We start from the raw sequence: 26,135 nt of genomic DNA on the forward strand, positions 1-26,135 counted from the left end.
CGTGGTGATGTCGGCGGGTGGAATTAGAGCCTCATCTGCGCAAGAAGCATTATGGTTTGCGCAGAAATTGGTTCCCGATCTACCCAATAATGTATCTGGCTGCTTCGAGATATCCGGTCCAATAGATCACGATGTGATGGCTATAGCATTGCGCCACCACTGTCGTGAGGCGCAGACGCTGCGTGTTCGATTTATTGAAGACCAGGATGGGCTTCACCAAGTATTGTGTGGCCCGGAATCGTGGGAACCAGAATTCTTCGACGTCAGTGATGATTCCGACCCGGATGTCGCTGCTCACAGCATCATTTCAGAAATAAGAGCAACATCCTTCGATCTAGGTCATGGCCTATCGGGCCGAGCTGGGCTAATTAAGCTAAATGAGCTACGGCATTTTGTCTTTTTGGTAGTTCACCATATTGTTTGCGATGGATTCGGAACATTCATTGCCGGACGGCGCGTATCGGAGATATATACAGCGTTGAAATCAGGCGGCGACATTCCTCGGTCTGTGTATTGTAGCCCCGAGGCGGTCACCGAATATGATTCCCGCTATAAACGCTCTGAAAGATTTACTTCCGATAAGGAATTTTGGACTAGTTACACGCGCGCATGGCCGGAGCCGTTGAATGCTCTTCGGCGCCCAACTTCGCCCCGCGCGGCAACCCTGCGCCGAAGCAGGATTTTGACTGGAGAGGATGCGCGGCGCTTGCAGGCTGCCGCTGATGACGTCGGCGCGCCGCTACCCGTATTTTTTATTGCCGCGGCGGCCGGATGCCTTAGCCGATTGTCATCAACGTCCGAGTTTTCGGTTCGACTGGCGGTCGCTAACAGGTTCGGTATCGCACGGAACACGCCATGCCTGCTGTCAAATACCGTTCCGGTGCGAGTAAATGTCGCATCCGGTGTCGGATTTTCAAACTTCGCAAGTTCGCTTGGGCGAGAGATGGGCTCAGTGCTCAGGCACTCCCGCTATCCCATAACGGAAATTCGCGATACCGGGCGGCTTCAAATGCAAAGAAGTCAATTTGGACCGGTTATCAACGTTCTGCCCTTTTTTTCCGAGACACTTGAATTTGCTGATAGTCACGCAGCTTTTCGGGACGCCTCTTTTGGGGCCTGCGACGATCTACTAATTTCTATATATTACGATGCACGCGAAATGGACAGCGGAGAGTCCAGCAGTGTTTACCTCCAAATTGACGGAAATGGACTTCTGTACGCCGACGAGGACCTGATCCGTTTCACGGATCACTTGGTCTCATTTTTGCGTGCAGTTAGCGCCGAACCGCAACAGCGGGTCGATCTGATCGAGATCATCGACCCTGTTGAACGTCAACGGCTGCTGGTCGAGTGCAATGACACCGCTACCGCGATACCCGAAACCACCATTCCGGAGCTGTTTGCCGCCCAGGTTGCTCGCATTCCCGAGTCGCCCGCGGTCCAAGACGATCAGGAGACGCTGACCTACCGCGAACTCGATATTCGGGCAACCGATTTGGCCCGCGGTTTGAGGGCTCATGGGGCAGGTCCGGAAGCCATTGTCGCGGTGGCCTTGCCCCGGTCGGCTCGGCTGGTGGTTGCGTTGCTGGCGATCGCCAAAACCGGTGCTGCTTACCTGCCGATCGACCCGAACTATCCCAGCGAGCGCAGCGCCTACATCCTCACCGACGCCGCTCCCCAAATACTGATCACCGACACCCCCACCGCCCCAACATTGCCCGATACGGGTATCCCTCTACTGATCCTTGACACCACCGAGGTCGGCCACGGCGGGATCGAGGCCACTCCCGCTGACTGCTACCAGGACAGCCCGCGGCCACGGCCGGAGAACCTGGCCTACATCATGTACACCTCCGGATCCACCGGGGCCCCTAAGCCCGTCGCTATCACCCATCGCAACGTGGTGGCATTGTTTACCGGGTTCCAACGCTGGTGTGGTTTGACCGATACCGATGTGTGGGCGTGGTGTCATTCGCCGGCGTTCGATGTCTCGGCGTGGGAGTTGTGGGGAGCGCTGCTGCACGGAGCCCAAGCTGTGGCGGTGCCGTGGGATGTGGTGCGAGCACCGCGAGCACTGTGGCAACTAGTGGTCGATAAGCGGATCACGGTGCTCAGTCAGACGCCGTCGGCATTTTATGAATTGATACGCGCGGAGCGCGAATACCCGGCTGGCGCGGAGAATTCCGCATTGCGGATGGTGGTTTTCGGTGGGGAGGCGCTAGACCCATCTCGGCTACGGGGTTGGTATCCCGATCAGGGTGACCACGCACCGGCCTTGATCAACATGTACGGCATCACCGAAACTACCGTGCATACCACGTATCTGGAGCTAACCAGCGAAGACGCCGAAAGCGGCGTATCCCCGATTGGTGGCCCGTTGGGTAATGTGCGGGTGTTTGTGTTGGATGCGGGGTTGTGTCCGGTGCCGGTGGGGGTGGCTGGTGAGTTGTATGTCGCCGGTGCGCAGGTAGCGCGGGGGTATCGGGGTCGGGCGGGGTTGACGGCGCAGCGGTTTGTGGCGTGTCCGTTCGGGCCGGCTGGGTCACGGATGTATCGCAGCGGGGATTTGGTGCGTTGGACGGCGGCGGGGCAGTTGGAGTTTGTGGGCCGCGCCGATGACCAGGTCAAGATCCGCGGGTTCCGGATTGAACCAGGTGAAATCGAAGCTGTGCTAGCGGCTCATCCGCGGGTGGCCCAGGCAGTAGTCAGCGCCCATACCACCACCACCGATACCGATGGGGGCATCAGCGAGAAGCAGTTGGTGGGCTATGTCGTGCCCGATCGGGAGGCGATGCTGGCGCGTGATGCGGCGCGAGAAGCCGGGCTGGTGGGGCAGTGGGAGCGGGTGTATGACGGCGTGTATTCGGGGTTAACGTCGCAGGTGTCGGAGGTGTTGGGGGAGGATTTCCGGGGCTGGAACAGCAGTTATACCGGGGCGCCGATCCCGCTGGAACAGATGCGTGAATGGCGCGCGGCCGCTGTGGAGCGGATTCAGGGGTTGAGTCCAGCGCGGGTTTTGGAGATCGGAGTGGGTACGGGGTTGTTGCTTACCCAGCTTGCCCCCGACTGTGTCGAGTATTGGGGTACCGACTTTTCTGCGCCAACGATTCAGATGCTGCGGGCGGCGGTGGCATCGCAGCCATGGGGTGATCGGGTGCGGTTACACGTGCAGCCGGCGGATAGGGCCGAGGGGTTGCCGGCGGGTCATTTCGATGTGGTGGTGCTTAACTCGGTGATCCAGTACTTCCCCAGCGCGGGGTATCTGCTTGATGTGCTGGCCGTGGCGATGCGGCTGCTGGCGCCGGGCGGGGCGTTGTTTATCGGCGATGTGCGCAATCTGGCGTTGTTGACGGCGTTTACCACCAAGGTGCTGTGCACCGACACCGCCGGGGCCAAGGACGCTGCCGCGGTCATGCGTGAGCGGGTGCGCAGGGAAATGCTTGCTGAGCAAGAACTGTTGTTGGCGCCGGAATTCTTTACCGCCTTGCCGCAGTACCTGCCTGACATCGCCGCCGTGGAGGTACAGCTTAAGCAGATGCGGGCGGTCAACGAGCTCAGCTGTTACCGCTATGAGGTGGTGCTGCGTAAAGGGCCGGTACCGGTTCGGTCTTTGGCCGACCTACCGATCCAGCCGTGGCAGCGATTCGAAAGCCTGACCGTGGTGGGTGAGTATCTGCGCGAGCAGCGTCCGGCGGGGTTGCGGGTCACCGGGATACCCCATGGGGCGGTTTGGCCGGATGTGGCGATGGCGCAGGCGCTGGCCGAGGCCGGCGACCGGGTACCGGTCAGCCAGATACCCGCCGAGCCATCCGGACCTGATGCGGTGTTACCACACCAGGTCCACCAGCTTGGGCAGGAAACCGGATACACCGTGGCCATCACCTGGTCTTCGACCCCTGGCCTGATGGACCTGTTGCTCACCGATTCACTGGATGCTCAACCATCCTCAGCACTGTCGGATCTGTATCTGCCCGGCGCGCCGATCGGGTCTTTAGCCGGTTACGTCAATGACCCCTCGGCGATCGAGTTGGCTGTGGAGGTGCGTCGGTGGGTGGGGGAGCGGTTGCCCGAGTACATGGTGCCGGCGGTGGTCATGGTGATACCGGCGTTGCCGTTGACCGCGAACGGGAAACTGGATCGGCGGGGGTTGCCGGCCCCGCAGTTCAGCGGCACCACGACCTATCGGGGGCCGCGTGATGAGCGTGAAGCGGTGTTGGCGAAGTTGTTCGCTGAGGTCTTGGGGGTCGCTCAGGTCGGCATTGATGACAAGTTCTTCGATCTGGGTGGACATTCACTGTCGGTGACGCGGTTGGTGGCCCGGATCCGCGCCGAGTTAGACGTTGAGGTCCCTATCCGGGCGGTGTTTGATGCTCCTACCGTTGCTGAGTTAGCCCAATGGCTTTCGGTGCATGCCGGCCAGCGGGTGCGGGCGGCGTTGACGCCGCGGCCGCGTCCGGCGCGGTTGCCGTTGTCCTACGCCCAGGCCCGGTTGTGGTTCCTCCACAAATACGAGGGTCCGTCGGCGACCTACAACATTCCGTTGGCGCTGCGGTTGACCGGCGCGGTGGATCACGCGGCATTGCGCGCGGCGATTGTTGACGTGATCGGCCGCCATGAGAGTCTGCGCACCCTGTTTGGTGAGACCGACGGTGTCCCGCACCAACAGATCCTGGCTGTCGAGGAGATAGACACACCGGTGCTGGTGACCGAGGTGGCCGTTGAGGGGTTGGCTGCGGCGGTGGTCGAGGCTGTGGGGTATCGGTTTGATTTGGCCACCCAGATCCCGATCCGGGCGCACCTGTTGGCGGTGTCGGCCACTGAGCAGGTTTTGGTGGTGGTGGTTCATCACATCGCCGCCGATGGGGCCTCGTTGGTGCCGTTAGCCCGGGATGTGGCCACCGCCTATGCGGCGCGGCTTGCCGGGCAGGCCCCGGGTTGGGCGCCGCTGGCGGTGCAGTACGCCGATTACACCCTGTGGCAACACGAAGTCCTGGGCAGCGAGGACGATCCCGACAGCGTCTTATCGCAACAATTCGACTATTGGCGGGCCGAGCTGGATGGGGTGCCTGAACACATTGTGTTGCCGTTGGATCGGCCCCGCCCCCCACAGCAATCATTCCGCGGCGCACAGCTGGGGTTGAGCATCGACGCAGAACTGCGGGCACGTATCGAGGCGCACGCCCGCCAGACCGGCACGACCCCGTCGATGGTGTTGCAGGCCGGGTTGATGGTGTTGCTGCATAAACTCGGCGCCGGTGATGACTTGACGATCGGGGGGCCGATCGCCGGACGCACCGATGACACGTTAAGTGATCTGATCGGGTTTTTCGTCAACACCTGGGTGTTGCGGGTCGACACCTCGGGTAATCCGTGTTTTGGTGAGTTGCTTGAGCAGGTCCGCGCTAAAGCGTTGGCCGCCTACGAGAACCAAGACGCCCCGTTTGAGCGGCTGGTGGAACTACTCAACCCGATCCGTTCCACCGCGCACAACCCCCTGTTCCAGGTGTCGTTGGCGTTGCAAAACAACCCCCTTCCCGCCATCGAGTTCCCCGGGCTGGACATCGAAATACTGCCCGCACCCACCCACACCGCCAAATTCGACCTGTTTGTCAATCTGGTCGATCTGCCATCACACACCAAAGACCCCCAACCACTAACCGGGACCATCGAATACGCCACCGACCTATTCGACCGCGACACCATCGAAAAGTTCGCCACCTACTACCTCCACATCCTCGACATAGTCACTACCGACCCCCAACAACGGATCGATCTGATCGAGATCATCGACCCCGCCGAACGCCAACAACTACTCGTTGAACGCAATGACACCGCCACACCAGTACCCGAAACCACCATTCCGGAGCTGTTTGCCGCCCAGGTTGCTCGCATTCCCGAGTCGCCCGCGGTCCAAGACGATCAGGAGACGCTGACCTACCGCGAACTCGATATTCGGGCAACCGATTTGGCCCGCGGTTTGAGGGCTCATGGGGCAGGTCCGGAAGCCATTGTCGCGGTGGCCTTGCCCCGGTCGGCTCGGCTGGTGGTTGCGTTGCTGGCGATCGCCAAAACCGGTGCTGCTTACCTGCCGATCGACCCGAACTATCCCAGCGAGCGCAGCGCCTACATCCTCACCGACGCCGCTCCCCAAATACTGATCACCGACACCCCCACCGCCCCAACATTGCCCGATACGGGTATCCCTCTACTGATCCTTGACACCACCGAGGTCGGCCACGGCGGGATCGAGGCCACTCCCGCTGACTGCTACCAGGACAGCCCGCGGCCACGGCCGGAGAACCTGGCCTACATCATGTACACCTCCGGATCCACCGGGGCCCCTAAGCCCGTCGCTATCACCCACCACAACGTGATCAATATGGCGGTGTTGTGCGGCTGGCTGGAAGGACCTGCGCAGGGCCGGGTAGCGATGGCCGCGTCGCCAGGGTTTGACGCTTCAGTGCTTGAGGTGTGGTCGGCGTTACTTAGGGGCAATGCCCTGGTGGTGTGGGCGGGCCAGGTGGACGTGGCGGCCCTACGGTGGCTCATCGCCGACCGCGGCGTGACATCTATGTTCGTGCCGACCGCGTTGTTGCATCAGTTGGCAGACGAAACCCCGGACTGCCTTGAGCAGATGGATCACCTAGTCACCGGCGGTGATGTGCTGTCGCCGGTGGCAGTCGGCAAGGTGCTGGTCGCCCATCCCCAACTGACCATTGTCAACGCCTATGGGCCTACCGAGGTCACCGTTTGCGCGACGATGTATTCGCTTACTGCCGCGGGTGGATTCGATGGCGGGTCGGTGCCGATTGGTGGCCCGTTGGGTAATGTGCGGGTGTTTGTGTTGGATGCGGGGTTGTGTCCGGTGCCGGTGGGGGTGGCTGGTGAGTTGTATGTCGCCGGTGCGCAGGTAGCGCGGGGGTATCGGGGTCGGGCGGGGTTGACGGCGCAGCGGTTTGTGGCGTGTCCGTTCGGGCCGGCTGGGTCACGGATGTATCGCAGCGGGGATTTGGTGCGTTGGACGGCGGCGGGGCAGTTGGAGTTTGTGGGCCGCGCCGATGACCAGGTCAAGATCCGCGGGTTCCGGATTGAACCAGGTGAAATCGAAGCTGTGCTAGCGGCTCATCCGCGGGTGGCCCAGGCAGTAGTCAGCGCCCATACCACCACCACCGATACCGATGGGGGCATCAGCGAGAAGCAGTTGGTGGGCTATGTCGTGCCCGATCGGGAGGCGATGCTGGCGCGTGATGCGGCGCGAGAAGCCGGGCTGGTGGGGCAGTGGGAGCGGGTGTATGACGGCGTGTATTCGGGGTTAACGTCGCAGGTGTCGGAGGTGTTGGGGGAGGATTTCCGGGGCTGGAACAGCAGTTATACCGGGGCGCCGATCCCGCTGGAACAGATGCGTGAATGGCGCGCGGCCGCTGTGGAGCGGATTCAGGGGTTGAGTCCAGCGCGGGTTTTGGAGATCGGAGTGGGTACGGGGTTGTTGCTTACCCAGCTTGCCCCCGACTGTGTCGAGTATTGGGGTACCGACTTTTCTGCGCCAACGATTCAGATGCTGCGGGCGGCGGTGGCATCGCAGCCATGGGGTGATCGGGTGCGGTTACACGTGCAGCCGGCGGATAGGGCCGAGGGGTTGCCGGCGGGTCATTTCGATGTGGTGGTGCTTAACTCGGTGATCCAGTACTTCCCCAGCGCGGGGTATCTGCTTGATGTGCTGGCCGTGGCGATGCGGCTGCTGGCGCCGGGCGGGGCGTTGTTTATCGGCGATGTGCGCAATCTGGCGTTGTTGACGGCGTTTACCACCAAGGTGCTGTGCACCGACACCGCCGGGGCCAAGGACGCTGCCGCGGTCATGCGTGAGCGGGTGCGCAGGGAAATGCTTGCTGAGCAAGAACTGTTGTTGGCGCCGGAATTCTTTACCGCCTTGCCGCAGTACCTGCCTGACATCGCCGCCGTGGAGGTACAGCTTAAGCAGATGCGGGCGGTCAACGAGCTCAGCTGTTACCGCTATGAGGTGGTGCTGCGTAAAGGGCCGGTACCGGTTCGGTCTTTGGCCGACCTACCGATCCAGCCGTGGCAGCGATTCGAAAGCCTGACCGTGGTGGGTGAGTATCTGCGCGAGCAGCGTCCGGCGGGGTTGCGGGTCACCGGGATACCCCATGGGGCGGTTTGGCCGGATGTGGCGATGGCGCAGGCGCTGGCCGAGGCCGGCGACCGGGTACCGGTCAGCCAGATACCCGCCGAGCCATCCGGACCTGATGCGGTGTTACCACACCAGGTCCACCAGCTTGGGCAGGAAACCGGATACACCGTGGCCATCACCTGGTCTTCGACCCCTGGCCTGATGGACCTGTTGCTCACCGATTCACTGGATGCTCAACCATCCTCAGCACTGTCGGATCTGTATCTGCCCGGCGCGCCGATCGGGTCTTTAGCCGGTTACGTCAATGACCCCTCGGCGATCGAGTTGGCTGTGGAGGTGCGTCGGTGGGTGGGGGAGCGGTTGCCCGAGTACATGGTGCCGGCGGTGGTCATGGTGATACCGGCGTTGCCGTTGACCGCGAACGGGAAACTGGATCGGCGGGGGTTGCCGGCCCCGCAGTTCAGCGGCACCACGACCTATCGGGGGCCGCGTGATGAGCGTGAAGCGGTGTTGGCGAAGTTGTTCGCTGAGGTCTTGGGGGTCGCTCAGGTCGGCATTGATGACAAGTTCTTCGATCTGGGTGGACATTCACTGTCGGTGACGCGGTTGGTGGCCCGGATCCGCGCCGAGTTAGACGTTGAGGTCCCTATCCGGGCGGTGTTTGATGCTCCTACCGTTGCTGAGTTAGCCCAATGGCTTTCGGTGCATGCCGGCCAGCGGGTGCGGGCGGCGTTGACGCCGCGGCCGCGTCCGGCGCGGTTGCCGTTGTCCTACGCCCAGGCCCGGTTGTGGTTCCTCCACAAATACGAGGGTCCGTCGGCGACCTACAACATTCCGTTGGCGCTGCGGTTGACCGGCGCGGTGGATCACGCGGCATTGCGCGCGGCGATTGTTGACGTGATCGGCCGCCATGAGAGTCTGCGCACCCTGTTTGGTGAGACCGACGGTGTCCCGCACCAACAGATCCTGGCTGTCGAGGAGATAGACACACCGGTGCTGGTGACCGAGGTGGCCGTTGAGGGGTTGGCTGCGGCGGTGGTCGAGGCTGTGGGGTATCGGTTTGATTTGGCCACCCAGATCCCGATCCGGGCGCACCTGTTGGCGGTGTCGGCCACTGAGCAGGTTTTGGTGGTGGTGGTTCATCACATCGCCGCCGATGGGGCCTCGTTGGTGCCGTTAGCCCGGGATGTGGCCACCGCCTATGCGGCGCGGCTTGCCGGGCAGGCCCCGGGTTGGGCGCCGCTGGCGGTGCAGTACGCCGATTACACCCTGTGGCAACACGAAGTCCTGGGCAGCGAGGACGATCCCGACAGCGTCTTATCGCAACAATTCGACTATTGGCGGGCCGAGCTGGATGGGGTGCCTGAACACATTGTGTTGCCGTTGGATCGGCCCCGCCCCCCACAGCAATCATTCCGCGGCGCACAGCTGGGGTTGAGCATCGACGCAGAACTGCGGGCACGTATCGAGGCGCACGCCCGCCAGACCGGCACGACCCCGTCGATGGTGTTGCAGGCCGGGTTGATGGTGTTGCTGCATAAACTCGGCGCCGGTGATGACTTGACGATCGGGGGGCCGATCGCCGGACGCACCGATGACACGTTAAGTGATCTGATCGGGTTTTTCGTCAACACCTGGGTGTTGCGGGTCGACACCTCGGGTAATCCGTGTTTTGGTGAGTTGCTTGAGCAGGTCCGCGCTAAAGCGTTGGCCGCCTACGAGAACCAAGACGCCCCGTTTGAGCGGCTGGTGGAACTACTCAACCCGATCCGTTCCACCGCGCACAACCCCCTGTTCCAGGTGTCGTTGGCGTTGCAAAACAACCCCCTTCCCGCCATCGAGTTCCCCGGGCTGGACATCGAAATACTGCCCGCACCCACCCACACCGCCAGATTCGACCTGGCCATCGACCTGGTCGATCTGCCATCACACACCAAAGACCCCCAACCACTAACCGGGACCATCGAATACGCCACCGACCTATTCGACCGCGACACCATCGAAAAGTTCGCCACCTACTACCTCCACATCCTCGACATAGTCACTACCGACCCCCAACAACGGATCGATCTGATCGAGATCATCGACCCCGCCGAACGCCAACAACTACTCGTTGAACGCAATGACACCGCCACACCAGTACCCGAAACCACCATTCCGGAGCTGTTTGCCGCCCAGGTTGCTCGCATTCCCGAGTCGCCCGCGGTCCAAGACGACCAGGAGACGCTGACCTACCGCGAACTCGATATTCGGGCAACCGATTTGGCCCGCGGTTTGAGGGCTCATGGGGCAGGTCCGGAAGCCATTGTCGCGGTGGCCTTGCCCCGGTCGGCTCGGCTGGTGGTTGCGTTGCTGGCGATCGCCAAAACCGGTGCTGCTTACCTGCCGATCGACCCGAACTATCCCAGCGAGCGCAGCGCCTACATCCTCACCGACGCCGCTCCCCAAATACTGATCACCGACACCCCCACCGCCCCAACATTGCCCGATACGGGTATCCCTCTACTGATCCTTGACACCACCGAGGTCGGCCACGGCGGGATCGAGGCCACTCCCGCTGACTGCTACCAGGACAGCCCGCGGCCACGGCCGGAGAACCTGGCCTACATCATGTACACCTCCGGATCCACCGGGGCCCCTAAGCCCGTCGCTATCACCCATCGCAACGTGGTGGCATTGTTTACCGGGTTCCAACGCTGGTGTGGTTTGACCGATACCGATGTGTGGGCGTGGTGTCATTCGCCGGCGTTCGATGTCTCGGCGTGGGAGTTGTGGGGAGCGCTGCTGCACGGAGCCCAAGCTGTGGCGGTGCCGTGGGATGTGGTGCGAGCACCGCGAGCACTGTGGCAACTAGTGGTCGATAAGCGGATCACGGTGCTCAGTCAGACGCCGTCGGCATTTTATGAATTGATACGCGCGGAGCGCGAATACCCGGCTGGCGCGGAGAATTCCGCATTGCGGATGGTGGTTTTCGGTGGGGAGGCGCTAGACCCATCTCGGCTACGGGGTTGGTATCCCGATCAGGGTGACCACGCACCGGCCTTGATCAACATGTACGGCATCACCGAAACTACCGTGCATACCACGTATCTGGAGCTAACCAGCGAAGACGCCGAAAGCGGCGTATCCCCGATTGGTGGCCCGTTGGGCACTGTGGGGGTGTTTGTGTTGGATGCGGGGTTGTGTCCGGTGCCGGTGGGGGTGGCTGGTGAGTTGTATGTCGCCGGTGCGCAGGTAGCGCGGGGGTATCGGGGTCGGGCGGGGTTGACGGCGCAGCGGTTTGTGGCGTGTCCGTTCGGGCCGGCTGGGTCACGGATGTATCGCAGCGGGGATTTGGTGCGTTGGACGGCGGCGGGGCAGTTGGAGTTTGTGGGCCGCGCCGATGACCAGGTCAAGATCCGCGGGTTCCGGATTGAACCAGGTGAAATCGAAGCTGTGCTAGCGGCTCATCCGCGGGTGGCCCAGGCAGTAGTCAGCGCCCATACCACCACCACCGATACCGATGGGGGCATCAGCGAGAAGCAGTTGGTGGGCTATATCGTGCCCGAGCCAGCAACCGACGCCCGCATCCAGATAGCTGCCGGCGCAGCCGATGAACATGCCGAGTTGGCTGTGGAGGTGCGTCGGTGGGTGGGGGAGCGGTTGCCCGAGTACATGGTGCCGGCGGTGGTCATGGTGGTGGAGGGGTTGCCGTTGACCGCGAACGGGAAACTGGATCGGCGGGGGTTGCCGGCCCCGCAGTTCAGCGGCACCACGACCTATCGGGGGCCGCGTGATGAGCGTGAAGCGGTGTTGGCGAAGTTGTTCGCTGAGGTCTTGGGGGTCGCTCAGGTCGGCATTGATGACAAGTTCTTCGATCTGGGTGGACATTCACTGTCGGTGACGCGGTTGGTGGCCCGGATCCGCGCCGAGTTAGACGTTGAGGTCCCTATCCGGGCGGTGTTTGATGCTCCTACCGTTGCTGAGTTAGCCCAATGGCTTTCGGTGCATGCCGGCCAGCGGGTGCGGGCGGCGTTGACGCCGCGGCCGCGTCCGGCGCGGTTGCCGTTGTCCTACGCCCAGGCCCGGTTGTGGTTCCTCCACAAATACGAGGGTCCGTCGGCGACCTACAACATTCCGTTGGCGCTGCGGTTGACCGGCGCGGTGGATCACGCGGCATTGCGCGCGGCGATTGTTGACGTGATCGGCCGCCATGAGAGTCTGCGCACCCTGTTTGGTGAGACCGACGGTGTCCCGCACCAACAGATCCTGGCTGTCGAGGAGATAGACACACCGGTGCTGGTGACCGAGGTGGCCGTTGAGGGGTTGGCTGCGGCGGTGGTCGAGGCTGTGGGGTATCGGTTTGATTTGGCCACCCAGATCCCGATCCGGGCGCACCTGTTGGCGGTGTCGGCCACTGAGCAGGTTTTGGTGGTGGTGGTTCATCACATCGCCGCCGATGGGGCCTCGTTGGTGCCGTTAGCCCGGGATGTGGCCACCGCCTATGCGGCGCGGCTTGCCGGGCAGGCCCCGGGTTGGGCGCCGCTGGCGGTGCAGTACGCCGATTACACCCTGTGGCAACACGAAGTCCTGGGCAGCGAGGACGATCCCGACAGCGTCTTATCGCAACAATTCGACTATTGGCGGGCCGAGCTGGATGGGGTGCCTGAACACATTGTGTTGCCGTTGGATCGGCCCCGCCCCCCACAGCAATCATTCCGCGGCGCACAGCTGGGGTTGAGCATCGACGCAGAACTGCGGGCACGTATCGAGGCGCACGCCCGCCAGACCGGGGCTACCACGTCGATGGTGTTGCAGGCCGGGTTGATGGTGTTGCTGCATAAACTCGGCGCCGGTGATGACTTGACGATCGGGGGGCCGATCGCCGGACGCACCGATGACACGTTAAGTGATCTGATCGGGTTTTTCGTCAACACCTGGGTGTTGCGGGTCGACACCTCGGGTAATCCGTGTTTTGGTGAGTTGCTTGAGCAGGTCCGCGCTAAAGCGTTGGCCGCCTACGAGAACCAAGACGCCCCGTTTGAGCGGCTGGTGGAACGACTCAACCCGATCCGTTCCACCGCGCACCACCCCCTGTTCCAGGTGTCGTTGGCGTTGCAAAACAACCCCCTTCCCGCCATCGAGTTCCCCGGGCTGGACATCGAAATACTGCCCGCACCCACCCACACCGCCAGATTCGACCTATTCATCAACCTGATCGATACGCCCTCAACCACCGCGGATCCCCAACCACTAACCGGGACCATCGAATACGCCACCGACCTATTCGACCGCGACACCATCGAAAAGTTCGCCACCTACTACCTCCACATCCTCGACATAGTCACTACCGACCCCCAACAGCGGGTCGATCTGATCGAGATCATCGACCCTGTCGAACGTCAACGGCTGCTGGTCGAGTGCAATGACACCGCTACCGCGATACCCGAAACCACCATTCCGGAGCTGTTTGCCGCCCAGGTTGCTCGCATTCCCGAGTCGCCCGCGGTCCAAGACGATCAGGAGACGCTGACCTACCGCGAACTCGATATTCGGGCAACCGATTTGGCCCGCGGTTTGAGGGCTCATGGGGCAGGTCCGGAAGCCATTGTCGCGGTGGCCTTGCCCCGGTCGGCTCGGCTGGTGGTTGCGTTGCTGGCGATCGCCAAAACCGGTGCTGCTTACCTGCCGATCGACCCGAACTATCCCAGCGAGCGCAGCGCCTACATCCTCACCGACGCCGCTCCCCAAATACTGATCACCGACACCCCCACCGCCCCAACATTGCCCGATACGGGTATCCCTCTACTGATCCTTGACACCACCGAGGTCGGCCACGGCGGGATCGAGGCCACTCCCGCTGACTGCTACCAGGACAGCCCGCGGCCACGGCCGGAGAACCTGGCCTACATCATGTACACCTCCGGATCCACCGGGGCCCCTAAGCCCGTCGCTATCACCCATCGCAACGTGGTGGCATTGTTTGCCGGGTTCCAACGCTGGTGTGGTTTGACCGATACCGATGTGTGGGCGTGGTGTCATTCGCCGGCGTTCGATTTCGCTGTGTGGGAGTTGTGGGGAGCGCTGCTGCACGGAGCCCAAGCTGTGGCGGTGCCGTGGGATGTGGTGCGAGCACCGCGAGCACTGTGGCAACTAGTGGTCGATAAGCGGATCACGGTGCTCAGTCAGACGCCGTCGGCATTTTATGAATTGATACGCGCGGAGCGCGAATACCCGGCTGGCGCGGAGAATTCCGCATTGCGGATGGTGGTTTTCGGTGGGGAGGCGCTAGACCCATCTCGGCTACGGGGTTGGTATCCCGATCAGGGTGACCACGCACCGGCCTTGATCAACATGTACGGCATCACCGAAACTACCGTGCATACCACGTATCTGGAGCTAACCAGCGAAGACGCCGAAAGCGGCGTATCCCCGATTGGTGGCCCGTTGGGCACTGTGGGGGTGTTTGTGTTGGATGCGGGGTTGTGTCCGGTGCCGGTGGGGGTGGCTGGTGAGTTGTATGTCGCCGGTGCGCAGGTAGCGCGGGGGTATCGGGGTCGGGCGGGGTTGACGGCGCAGCGGTTTGTGGCGTGTCCGTTCGGGCCGGCTGGGTCACGGATGTATCGCAGCGGGGATTTGGTGCGTTGGACGGCGGCGGGGCAGTTGGAGTTTGTGGGCCGCGCCGATGACCAGGTCAAGATCCGCGGGTTCCGGATTGAACCAGGTGAAATCGAAGCTGTGCTAGCGGCTCATCCGCGGGTGGCCCAGGCAGTAGTCAGCGCCCATACCACCACCACCGATACCGATGGGGGCATCAGCGAGAAGCAGTTGGTGGGCTATGTCGTGCCCGATCGGGAGGCGATGCTGGCGCGTGATGCGGCGCGAGAAGCCGGGCTGGTGGGGCAGTGGGAGCGGGTGTATGACGGCGTGTATTCGGGGTTAACGTCGCAGGTGTCGGAGGTGTTGGGGGAGGATTTCCGGGGCTGGAACAGCAGTTATACCGGGGCGCCGATCCCGCTGGAACAGATGCGTGAATGGCGCGCGGCCGCTGTGGAGCGGATTCAGGGGTTGAGTCCAGCGCGGGTTTTGGAGATCGGAGTGGGTACGGGGTTGTTGCTTACCCAGCTTGCCCCCGACTGTGTCGAGTATTGGGGTACCGACTTTTCTGCGCCAACGATTCAGATGCTGCGGGCGGCGGTGGCATCGCAGCCATGGGGTGATCGGGTGCGGTTACACGTGCAGCCGGCGGATAGGGCCGAGGGGTTGCCGGCGGGTCATTTCGATGTGGTGGTGCTTAACTCGGTGATCCAGTACTTCCCCAGCGCGGGGTATCTGCTTGATGTGCTGGCCGTGGCGATGCGGCTGCTGGCGCCGGGCGGGGCGTTGTTTATCGGCGATGTGCGCAATCTGGCGTTGTTGACGGCGTTTACCACCAAGGTGCTGTGCACCGACACCGCCGGGGCCAAGGACGCTGCCGCGGTCATGCGTGAGCGGGTGCGCAGGGAAATGCTTGCTGAGCAAGAACTGTTGTTGGCGCCGGAATTCTTTACCGCCTTGCCGCAGTACCTGCCTGACATCGCCGCCGTGGAGGTACAGCTTAAGCAGATGCGGGCGGTCAACGAGCTCAGCTGTTACCGCTATGAGGTGGTGCTGCGTAAAGGGCCGGTACCGGTTCGGTCTTTGGCCGACCTACCGATCCAGCCGTGGCAGCGATTCGAAAGCCTGACCGTGGTGGGTGAGTATCTGCGCGAGCAGCGTCCGGCGGGGTTGCGGGTCACCGGGATACCCCATGGGGCGGTTTGGCCGGATGTGGCGATGGCGCAGGCGCTGGCCGAGGCCGGCGACCGGGTACCGGTCAGCCAGATACCCGCCGAGCCATCCGGACCTGATGCGGTGTTACCACACCAGGTCCACCAGCTTGGGCAGGAAACCGGATACACCGTGGCCATCACCTGGTCTTCGACCCCTGGCCTGATGGACCTGTTGCTCACCGATTCACTGGATGCTCAACCATCCTCAGCACTGTCGGATCTGTATCTGCCCGGCGCGCCGATCGGGTCTTTAGCCGGTTACGTCAATGACCCCTCGGCGATCGAGTTGGCTGTGGAGGTGCGTCGGTGGGTGGGGGAGCGGTTGCCCGAGTACATGGTGCCGGCGGTGGTCATGGTGATACCGGCGTTGCCGTTGACCGCGAACGGGAAACTGGATCGGCGGGGGTTGCCGGCCCCGCAGTTCAGCGGCACCACGACCTATCGGGGGCCGCGTGATGAGCGTGAAGCGGTGTTGGCGAAGTTGTTCGCTGAGGTCTTGGGGGTCGCTCAGGTCGGCATTGATGACAAGTTCTTCGATCTGGGTGGACATTCACTGTCGGTGACGCGGTTGGTGGCCCGGATCCGCGCCGAGTTAGACGTTGAGGTCCCTATCCGGGCGGTGTTTGATGCTCCTACCGTTGCTGAGTTAGCCCAATGGCTTTCGGTGCATGCCGGCCAGCGGGTGCGGGCGGCGTTGACGCCGCGGCCGCGTCCGGCGCGGTTGCCGTTGTCCTACGCCCAGGCCCGGTTGTGGTTCCTCCACAAATACGAGGGTCCGTCGGCGACCTACAACATTCCGTTGGCGCTGCGGTTGACCGGCGCGGTGGATCACGCGGCATTGCGCGCGGCGATTGTTGACGTGATCGGCCGCCATGAGAGTCTGCGCACCCTGTTTGGTGAGACCGACGGTGTCCCGCACCAACAGATCCTGGCTGTCGAGGAGATAGACACACCGGTGCTGGTGACCGAGGTGGCCGTTGAGGGGTTGGCTGCGGCGGTGGTCGAGGCTGTGGGGTATCGGTTTGATTTGGCCACCCAGATCCCGATCCGGGCGCACCTGTTGGCGGTGTCGGCCACTGAGCAGGTTTTGGTGGTGGTGGTTCATCACATCGCCGCCGATGGGGCCTCGTTGGTGCCGTTAGCCCGGGATGTGGCCACCGCCTATGCGGCGCGGCTTGCCGGGCAGGCCCCGGGTTGGGCGCCGCTGGCGGTGCAGTACGCCGATTACACCCTGTGGCAACACGAAGTCCTGGGCAGCGAGGACGATCCCGACAGCGTCTTATCGCAACAATTCGACTATTGGCGGGCCGAGCTGGATGGGGTGCCTGAACACATTGTGTTGCCGTTGGATCGGCCCCGCCCCCCACAGCAATCATTCCGCGGCGCACAGCTGGGGTTGAGCATCGACGCAGAACTGCGGGCACGTATCGAGGCGCACGCCCGCCAGACCGGCACGACCCCGTCGATGGTGTTGCAGGCCGGGTTGATGGTGTTGCTGCATAAACTCGGCGCCGGTGATGACTTGACGATCGGGGGGCCGATCGCCGGACGCACCGATGACACGTTAAGTGATCTGATCGGGTTTTTCGTCAACACCTGGGTGTTGCGGGTCGACACCTCGGGTAATCCGTGTTTTGGTGAGTTGCTTGAGCAGGTCCGCGCTAAAGCGTTGGCCGCCTACGAGAACCAAGACGCCCCGTTTGAGCGGCTGGTGGAACTACTCAACCCGATCCGTTCCACCGCGCACAACCCCCTGTTCCAGGTGTCGTTGGCGTTGCAAAACAACCCCCTTCCCGCCATCGAGTTCCCCGGGCTGGACATCGAAATACTGTCCGCACCCACCCACACCGCCAAATTCGACCTATTCATCGACCTGATCGATACGCCCTCAACCACCGCGGATCCCCAACCACTAACCGGGACCATCGAATACGCCACCGACCTATTCGACCGCGACACCATCGAAAAGTTCGCCACCTACTACCTCCACATCCTCGACATAGTCACTACCGACCCCCAACAACGGATCGATCTGATCGAGATCATCGACCCCGCCGAACGCCAACAACTACTCGTTGAACGCAATGACACCGCCACACCAGTACCCGAAACCACCATTCCGGAGCTGTTTGCCGCCCAGGTTGCTCGCACCCCCGAGTCGCCCGCGGTCCAAGACGACCACCAGACGCTGACCTACCGGGAGTTCGCCGCGCGGGTTAACCGTTTGGCCAGGTTCCTTATCGCTGCCGGTGTGGGACCGGAGTCAGTGGTGGGGTTGGCGATGTCTCGCAGCATTGAGTTGGTGGTGGGGATGTATGCGGTCGTGCAGGCCGGTGCGGCGTTTGTGCCGATCGACCCGAACCATCCCAGCCAACGCAACGGGTATGTGATGAAGACTGCTGATCCGGTGTGTGTGCTGACCACCTCCGGTGATGGTTTTGACGAGGCGGCCGGTGTGCGTGTTGTTGACGTCGATCATGTTGATGTTTCCGGGTTTTCGGCCGATCCGATCACCGATGTCGATCGTGTGAGGCCATTGTGTCCGGACAATATCGCTTATGTGATGTTCACGTCGGGCTCCACGGGCCAGCCCAAGGGTGTGGCTGTGAGCCACGCCGCGATCGTCAATCACGTGCTGTGGATGCGTACCCAGTACGCAGTCGGACCCAACGATGTGTATCTGCAGAAAACAGCCGCGACGTTCGACGTGTCGCTGTGGGGTTATTTTGTGCCACTGATCTCGGGTGCCCAAATCATGCTGGCCGCCCCGAATGAGCAGGGGAACCCTCAATATTTAGCAAAAACGATACATTCGCGCGGGGTCACGCTGACCGACTTCGTGCCATCAATGCTGTCAGTGTTTTGCGCCTCAGCACCCCACGATGCGTTGGCATCACTGCGCGATGTGTTCGTGATCGGCGAAGCGCTACCACCAACAACAGCACAAGCATTCACCACCGTATGCGATGCAGCACTGCACAATGCCTACGGGCCAACCGAGGCGGTGACAACCACCACCTGGAGGACCGGCCCCTCTGATGTTGACAATGTGCCGATCGGTACTCCGCAGTGGAACTGTCAGGTGTTTGTATTGGATGCGGGGTTGTGTCCGGTGCCGGTGGGGGTGGCTGGTGAAGCGTATATCGCCGGTGCGCAGCTAGCGCGGGGGTATCGGGGTCGGGCGGGGTTGACGGCGCAGCGGTTTGTGGCGTGTCCGTTCGGGCCGGCTGGATCACGGATGTATCGCAGCGGGGATTTGGTGCGTTGGACGGCGGCGGGGCAGTTGGAGTTTGTGGGCCGCGCCGATGACCAGGTCAAGATCCGCGGGTTCCGGATTGAACCAGGTGAAATCGAAGCTGTGCTAGCGGCTCATCCGCGGGTGGCCCAGGCAGTAGTCAGCACCCACACCATCGCGAGTGGTCTCGACGACGTCAGCGAGAAGCAGTTGGTGGGCTATGTCGTGCCCGATCGGGAGGCGACGCTGGCGCGCGAGGCACCGCAAGAAGCCGGGCTGGTGGGGCAGTGGGGACAGGTGTGGGGCGGCGTGTATTCGGGGTTAACGTCGGAGGTGTCGGAGGTGTTGGGGGAGGATTTCCGGAGCTGGAACAGCAGTTATACCGGGGCGCCGATCCCGCTGGAACAGATGCGTGAATGGCGCGCGGCCGCTGTGGAGCGGATTCAGGGGTTGAGTCCAGCGCGGGTTTTGGAGATCGGAGTGGGTACGGGGTTGTTGCTTACCCAGCTTGCCCCCGACTGTGTCGAGTATTGGGGTACCGACTTTTCTGCGCCAACGATTCAGATGCTGCGGGCGGCGGTGGCATCGCAGCCATGGGGTGATCGGGTGCGGTTACACGTGCAGCCGGCGGATAGGGCCGAGGGGTTGCCGGCGGGTCATTTCGATGTGGTGGTGCTTAACTCGGTGATCCAGTACTTCCCCAGCGCGGGGTATCTGCTTGATGTGCTGGCCGTGGCGATGCGGCTGCTGGCGCCGGGCGGGGCGTTGTTTATCGGCGATGTGCGCAATCTGGCGTTGTTGACGGCGTTTACCACCAAGGTGCTGTGCACCGACACCGCCGGGGCCAAGGACGCTGCCGCGGTCATGCGTGAGCGGGTGCGCAGGGAAATGCTTGCTGAGCAAGAACTGTTGTTGGCGCCGGAATTCTTTACCGCCTTGCCGCAGTACCTGCCTGACATCGCCGCCGTGGAGGTACAGCTTAAGCAGATGCGGGCGGTCAACGAGCTCAGCTGTTACCGCTATGAGGTGGTGCTGCGTAAAGGGCCGGTACCGGTTCGGTCTTTGGCCGACCTACCGATCCAGCCGTGGCAGCGATTCGAAAGCCTGACCGTGGTGGGTGAGTATCTGCGCGAGCAGCGTCCGGCGGGGTTGCGGGTCACCGGGATACCCCATGGGGCGGTTTGGCCGGATGTGGCGATGGCGCAGGCGCTGGCCGAGGCCGGCGACCGGGTACCGGTCAGCCAGATACCCGCCGAGCCATCCGGACCTGATGCGGTGTTACCACACCAGGTCCACCAGCTTGGGCAGGAAACCGGATACACCGTGGCCATCACCTGGTCTTCGACCCCTGGCCTGATGGACCTGTTGCTCACCGATTCACTGGATGCTCAACCATCCTCAGCACTGTCGGATCTGTATCTGCCCGGCGCGCCGATCGGGTCTTTAGCCGGTTACGTCAATGACCCCTCGGCGATCGAGTTGGCTGTGGAGGTGCGTCGGTGGGTGGGGGAGCGGTTGCCCGAGTACATGGTGCCGGCGGTGGTCATGGTGGTGGAGGGGTTGCCGTTGACCGCGAACGGGAAACTGGATCGGCGGGGGTTGCCGGCCCCGCAGTTCAGCGGCACCACGACCTATCGGGGGCCCCGTGATGAGCGTGAAGCGGTGTTGGCGAAGTTGTTCGCTGAGGTCTTGGGGGTCGCTCAGGTCGGCATTGATGACAAGTTCTTCGATCTGGGTGGACATTCACTGTCGGTGACGCGGTTGGTGGCGCGGATCCGCGCCGAGTTAGACGTTGAGGTCCCTATCCGGGCGGTGTTTAACGCTCCTACCGTCGCTGAGCTAGCTGAATGGCTCTCCCAAGGATGCGAATCCGAATCTGTGGACCCCTTTGCGATGGTATTACCCATTCGTCTAAGCGGAACTAAACCGCCAATATGGTGCCCCTCTCCGGCACTCGGACTGAGTTGGCCTTATCGTGGGCTCCTCGATCATGTCCATGACCGGCCGATCTACGGACTTCAGGCATGGAATTTCTATCACACGGCACCGTTCATCGCATCAGTGCGCACCATGGTGAATTACTATCTTGAGCGAATATTAGATATCCAGAAAGAGGGTCCGTTCTTCCTATTGGGTTGGTCCTTTGGGGGGGTCGTGGCCCACGCAATAGCGGCAGAGCTGGAGAACCGCGGACATGAAGTCGCACTGTTGGCACTGATCGCCTGTGCTCCGGCAAGTGAGAATACCCGGGTAGCGCTACCTGAGGTCGCCTCTGAAAGTGATTTTCACAGTGCACTGAAGGCCTGGACCAAAGAGCGTGATGAAAATATTTCGATCAATAGCCCCGAATATGAATCATTCGCGGAAACCGTTGCCGCGATGACAAGAAATACAATTGAAATATTGAACGATTTTGTATCGCCAATTTATGAAGGTCGTGCTGTATTGTTAATACCCACGATCGGCGAGCAGTGGTCGAGGGAGCAATATCTGGCGGAATGGGCACCGCACTTGAAGGGCACTGTTTCTGCACACTACATTGAAGGCGAACATGCCAGCATGGATCTACCCGAGCCAATGGCTGCGATCGGCCGGGTTCTAGATCACATGCTAAGCATGAATCCGATAGAACCGTCGCCATGACTGTGTCGTCACGAAAAAAAGTGGCTGGTACGTGAATCGATGGTGACCATGCAGGGCGAAGCGATCCGGCGTAGCCGGATCTGATTGCTCGGGGCAGCGCAACCGGCGTCGCTGCAGCTTGAGCACACCTACCCGCCCACCCAGTTCCAGGTGCCGCCACGCCGAATCCACTACCCGTGTGTCGTAGCGGTGCCGGGTACGGAAACCGCAATGCGGACAAGACATCACCCGCTGTTGCGGGCGCACCCACACCGTTGCCTCCTCGACGAAGTCGACGCCGCGGACCGTGGTCTTCGGCAGGCCCAGGACACGGTTGAGTAAGGTGGTCGCGCGTACGGGCACCCTCCTTGGTACGAGGTGTAGGAGTGTCTGGTTTCAAGACATACGAATAGCGTGTCGCAAGACATCGGAATAGGTTGAGCGGCCCAGCGTCAGCTGGTGTCGAAGGCTCGCTTAGTCATCACCGCTGTCATCGTCGAGGGCCGCAGCCAATCGGAGGTGGCCCGCGAATACGGGGTTTCGCAGGGCTGGATCTCGCGTCTGGTGTCCCGCTACCAGCAGGAGGGCGAGGCCGCCTTCCAACCCCGCTCGCGCCGGCCGCATACCAGCCCGGCCCGGCTGCCCCAGCAGACCATCGACCTGATCATCAAACTCCGCCAGGACCTGTCCAGCAAAGGGCTCGACCATGGCCCGCACACCATCGCCTGGCACCTGCAACATCATCACGGACTGATCGTGTCGGTGCCCAGCATCCACCGGCATCTGCGCGCAGCCGGGCTGATCACCCCCACACCACAACGGCGGCCCAAGTCCTCCTACATCCGGTTTGCCGCCGAGCAGCCCAACGAACGCTGGCAGGCCGACTTCACCCACTGGTGGCTGGCCGATCGCACCCACGTGGAGATCCTCAACTGGCTCGATGACCACGCCCGCTACGCCCTGTCGGTGACCGCCCACCGCCGCGTCACCGGCCCCATCGTGCTCTCCGAGTTCCGCAAAGCCTGTGCCGCCCACGGCATCCCGGCCTCCACATTGACCGACAACGGCATGGTCTTCACCACCCGCCTCTCCGGCGGCAAAGGCGGACGCAACGGCTTAGAAAATGAACTCCGCCGCCTCGGAATCACCCAAATCAACTCCACCCCCAACCACCCCACCACCTGCGGCAAGGTGGAACGCTTCCACCAAACCCTCAAACGGTTCCTGACCAAACAACCCAAAGCCGACACCATCGCCGACCTGCAGCCCCAGCTCGACGCCTTCGTCGAGGTCTACAACCATCGCCGCCCCCACCGCTCCCTACCCCATCGGACCACCCCCGCCACCGCCTACACCGCCCGACCCAAAGCCGATCCAGCAACCCGCACCGACACCCACAACCGGGTCCGCACCGACCGCATCGACCAAGCCGGCGGCATCACCTTGCGCGTCGCCGGCCGGCTGCACCACCTCGGCGTGGGGCGAACCTACACCGGCACCCGCGTGCTGATCCTCGTCCAGGACCTACACGTCCGCATCATCAACGCCGCCACCGGCGAGCTGCTGCGCGAGCTAACACTGGACCCCACCAAGGACTACCAACCCACCGGTGCCCCCAAAGGCCCCAAACGGAAGAAGGCCCGACCCTAACGCAGGTTCGGACCTATTCCGATGTCTTGAGACATCACAGTACGAGGTGTAGGAGCTTTCGAACCTATGGGCTACCCGGACGCCCAGACCGCTACGCCACCCGAGACATAGCACACCCCACCCGACCCACATTCATGGCAGTAGAGCCTCTCAAATTAGGAACGCGATGTCCTTTTCCTGCTCGGCCACCTGTCTGCGCAACCGCGCCACTCGGCGCGCTCGGTGGCTGCTAGCGGCTCCTATCGTTGCGCGCCGCTGCCGCCTGCATACGGCGACGCTCCTCGCCGACCCAACGGCCCAGCAAAGGCTTCGTTGAGAGCGAGCTCACGGGTCACCTCAGCTATCGAGCGACCGGAGTCGATCACCCGATGGGCAGCCTCAAACCTTGTACTCAGTAGTAAAAGACCGGTGGATACGGGACACGACGACATCCTTCCAGCTGAACCCATGATCCCGCTATCTCGATGTTCACCGCACGGGGTGAATCTCAGTTTCATGTCTGGTGTCTGCCATACTCTCTGCCCATGGCCTTCAGTCCCGCCCACCGCCTCCTCGCCCGCGTGGGGAGCACCTCGATCTACAAGAGAGTTTGGCGGTACTGGTACCCGCTGATGACACGCGGGCTCGGTGCCGACAAAATTGCGTTCCTCAACTGGGCCTATGAGGAAGATCCGCCGATGGCCCTGACGCTGGAGGCATCCGACGAGCCCAACCGAGCTCACATCAACATGTATCACCGCACGGCGACCCAGGTGGATCTGAGCGGCAAGCGGGTGCTGGAGGTCAGTTGCGGCCACGGCGGCGGAGCCTCCTATCTCACGCGCACCCTGCACCCGGCCTCCTACACGGGGTTGGACTTGAACCGGGCCGGCATCAAGTTGTGTCAGAAACGACACAACCTGCCTGGTTTGGATTTTGTGCGGGGCGACGCCGAAAACCTGCCCTTCGAGGACGAATCCTTCGACGTGGTACTCAACGTCGAAGCCTCGCACTGCTACCCGTACTTTCCTCGTTTCCTCGCCGAGGTAGTGCGCGTCCTGCGCCCGGGAGGATACTTCCTGTACACCGATGTGCGCCCCAGCAATGAGATCGCCGGATGGGAGGCTGACCTGGCCGACAGCCCGCTGCGGCAACTCTCGCAGCGGGAAATCAATGTCGAGGTGGTGCGCGGTATCGAGAAGAATTCACACACGTCACGGGTGCTGGTCGATCGCCATCTGCCAGCCTTCCTGCGTTTCGCGGACCGCGCGGTAGGCGCGCAGCTGTCCCGCTACCTGGAAGGCGGGGAGCTGTCGTACCGGCTGTACTGCTTCACCAAGGATTTCGCGGCGTCCCGATGAGCCCAGCTGGGGCACGAGTTCGACAATGTCGTAACGGCGCCACCGGCTTCTCCGGCAAGTTGACCGCCGAATCTCTGCCCAGTCCTCCACGCCCAACACCCGCTTCCTCCTTGGCCCATAGCCAAGACTCTCCAGGAAGCTGGTCAATTTTCAGTTGGGTGGTTTCTAGGCGTGGTCGCAACACTTCTCTAGATTCTGGAGGCTGTGTTGGCATCGTCGCGTCGGGTGAAGAAGAGGCCGGGGCGTCGCCCGCTGTCGGCCAAACGTGAGCGGTTCATGGAGTTGCGGGTTCGCGGGTGGAGTGTGCGCGCCGCGGCCCGCGAAGTCGGTGTGTCCCGGTCGGCGGCGACGAACTGGACGCGCGGCTACAAGACCTACCGCAACGGCGTCGAGGTCGGGTTCATCCCACCCCTGGATCGACTAGCCGTCCGCCAAATCAGCACACGTTTCCTGTCCCAGGACGAGCGTATCGAGATAGCCGATCTGCGTCGCTTAGGGCTGAGCATTCGGACGATCGCCGACCGGCTTGGTCGATCACCGTCGACGATTTCGCGGGAGCTACGGCGCAACGCTCGGGCTGGCCGCGGCTATCAGCCCTTCGACGCCCATCGGCTCGCCACTGCTCGACGAGCACGTCATCACCGACGTCGTGTCGACACCAACGATCATCTCAGCGGTGTGATCACCGAGCTGCTTGGTCAGCGGTGGAGCCCCCAGCAGATCAGCCGTCATCTGCGCCTGCGTTTTTCTGATGATCCATCGATGCGGTTATGCCATGAGAGTATTTATCAGGCTGTGTACCAACCGAATTCGCGCTTCCTGCGACCCTCGCGGTTAGCCCCACATCGACGTTCGCCACTGCGAACCGGTCGGGATCGCCGCCGAGCCCACCAGTGCCAGCAGCGCCGGCGTCCGCGGTTCCAGCAGCGCCGGCGTCCGCGGTTCCAGCAGCCGATGTTGACCATCCACGACCGGCCCTTCCCGCCAATCGACCGGTCGCAAGCCGGTCACTGGGAGGGCGACCTCATCATCGGCAACAACCACCTCTCGGCAATCGGCACTTTGGTCGAACGTCAGACTCGGATGCTGCGGCTGGTGCATTTGCCCCGCGCGGACTCCGACTCCCTGCACGCCGCCCCGGTAGCCCGCATGCAGGATCTGCCATTGGCGCTGATGCGATCAATCACCTGGGACCAGGGCACCGAGATGGCGCGACACCTCGCCACCACCGACAAACTCGGCGCTCCCGTCTACTTCTGCGACTCCCGATCACCCTGGCAACTGTTGTCTATCTTGTGATCGCTGACGGTTTTTGTTGCGAGACATCGCTGACACCTAGCGGGCGCTTGATG

General features: G+C 62.5%; 5 protein-coding genes. 4 read left to right on the top strand and 1 reads right to left on the bottom strand.

Annotated elements, in window-relative coordinates; translation table 11 throughout:
* The first annotated feature begins 7 nt into the window (after positions 1 to 7).
* Complete coding sequence (locus AADZ55_RS04155) at positions 8 to 21,814, top strand: amino acid adenylation domain-containing protein (protein WP_341286299.1); 21,807 nt, start codon at positions 8 to 10, stop codon at positions 21,812 to 21,814.
* Here AADZ55_RS04155 and AADZ55_RS04160 read toward each other — a convergent pair.
* A complete protein-coding gene (locus AADZ55_RS04160; RefSeq protein ID WP_085327640.1) occupies positions 21,782 to 22,156 on the bottom strand; it encodes a transposase family protein in 375 nt (124 codons plus the stop codon). The two genes, AADZ55_RS04155 and AADZ55_RS04160, sit on opposite strands and share 33 nt — an antisense overlap.
* A 96-nt stretch (positions 22,157 to 22,252) precedes the next feature.
* Between AADZ55_RS04160 and AADZ55_RS04165 the strand changes: the two genes are divergently transcribed.
* The 3 genes from AADZ55_RS04165 (at position 22,253) to AADZ55_RS04175 (ending at position 26,082) form a co-directional block, all read left to right on the top strand.
* Entirely contained in the window at positions 22,253 to 23,443 is a 1,191-nt protein-coding gene (locus AADZ55_RS04165; RefSeq protein ID WP_341286227.1) for an IS481 family transposase, read from the top strand.
* Between the two features lie 524 nt (positions 23,444 to 23,967).
* Positions 23,968 to 24,783: a phthiotriol/phenolphthiotriol dimycocerosates methyltransferase gene (locus AADZ55_RS04170; RefSeq protein ID WP_085322999.1), complete on the top strand. Its 816-nt coding sequence runs from the start codon at positions 23,968 to 23,970 to the stop codon at positions 24,781 to 24,783.
* 276 nt (positions 24,784 to 25,059) lie between these two features.
* Positions 25,060 to 26,082, top strand: coding sequence for an IS30 family transposase (locus AADZ55_RS04175; RefSeq protein ID WP_423202386.1), 1,023 nt, complete (start codon positions 25,060 to 25,062; stop codon positions 26,080 to 26,082).
* Positions 26,083 to 26,135: the final 53 nt, after the last annotated feature.

The organism is Mycobacterium decipiens, from assembly GCF_963853665.1.
Taxonomy (GTDB): Bacteria; Actinomycetota; Actinomycetes; order Mycobacteriales; family Mycobacteriaceae; genus Mycobacterium; species Mycobacterium decipiens.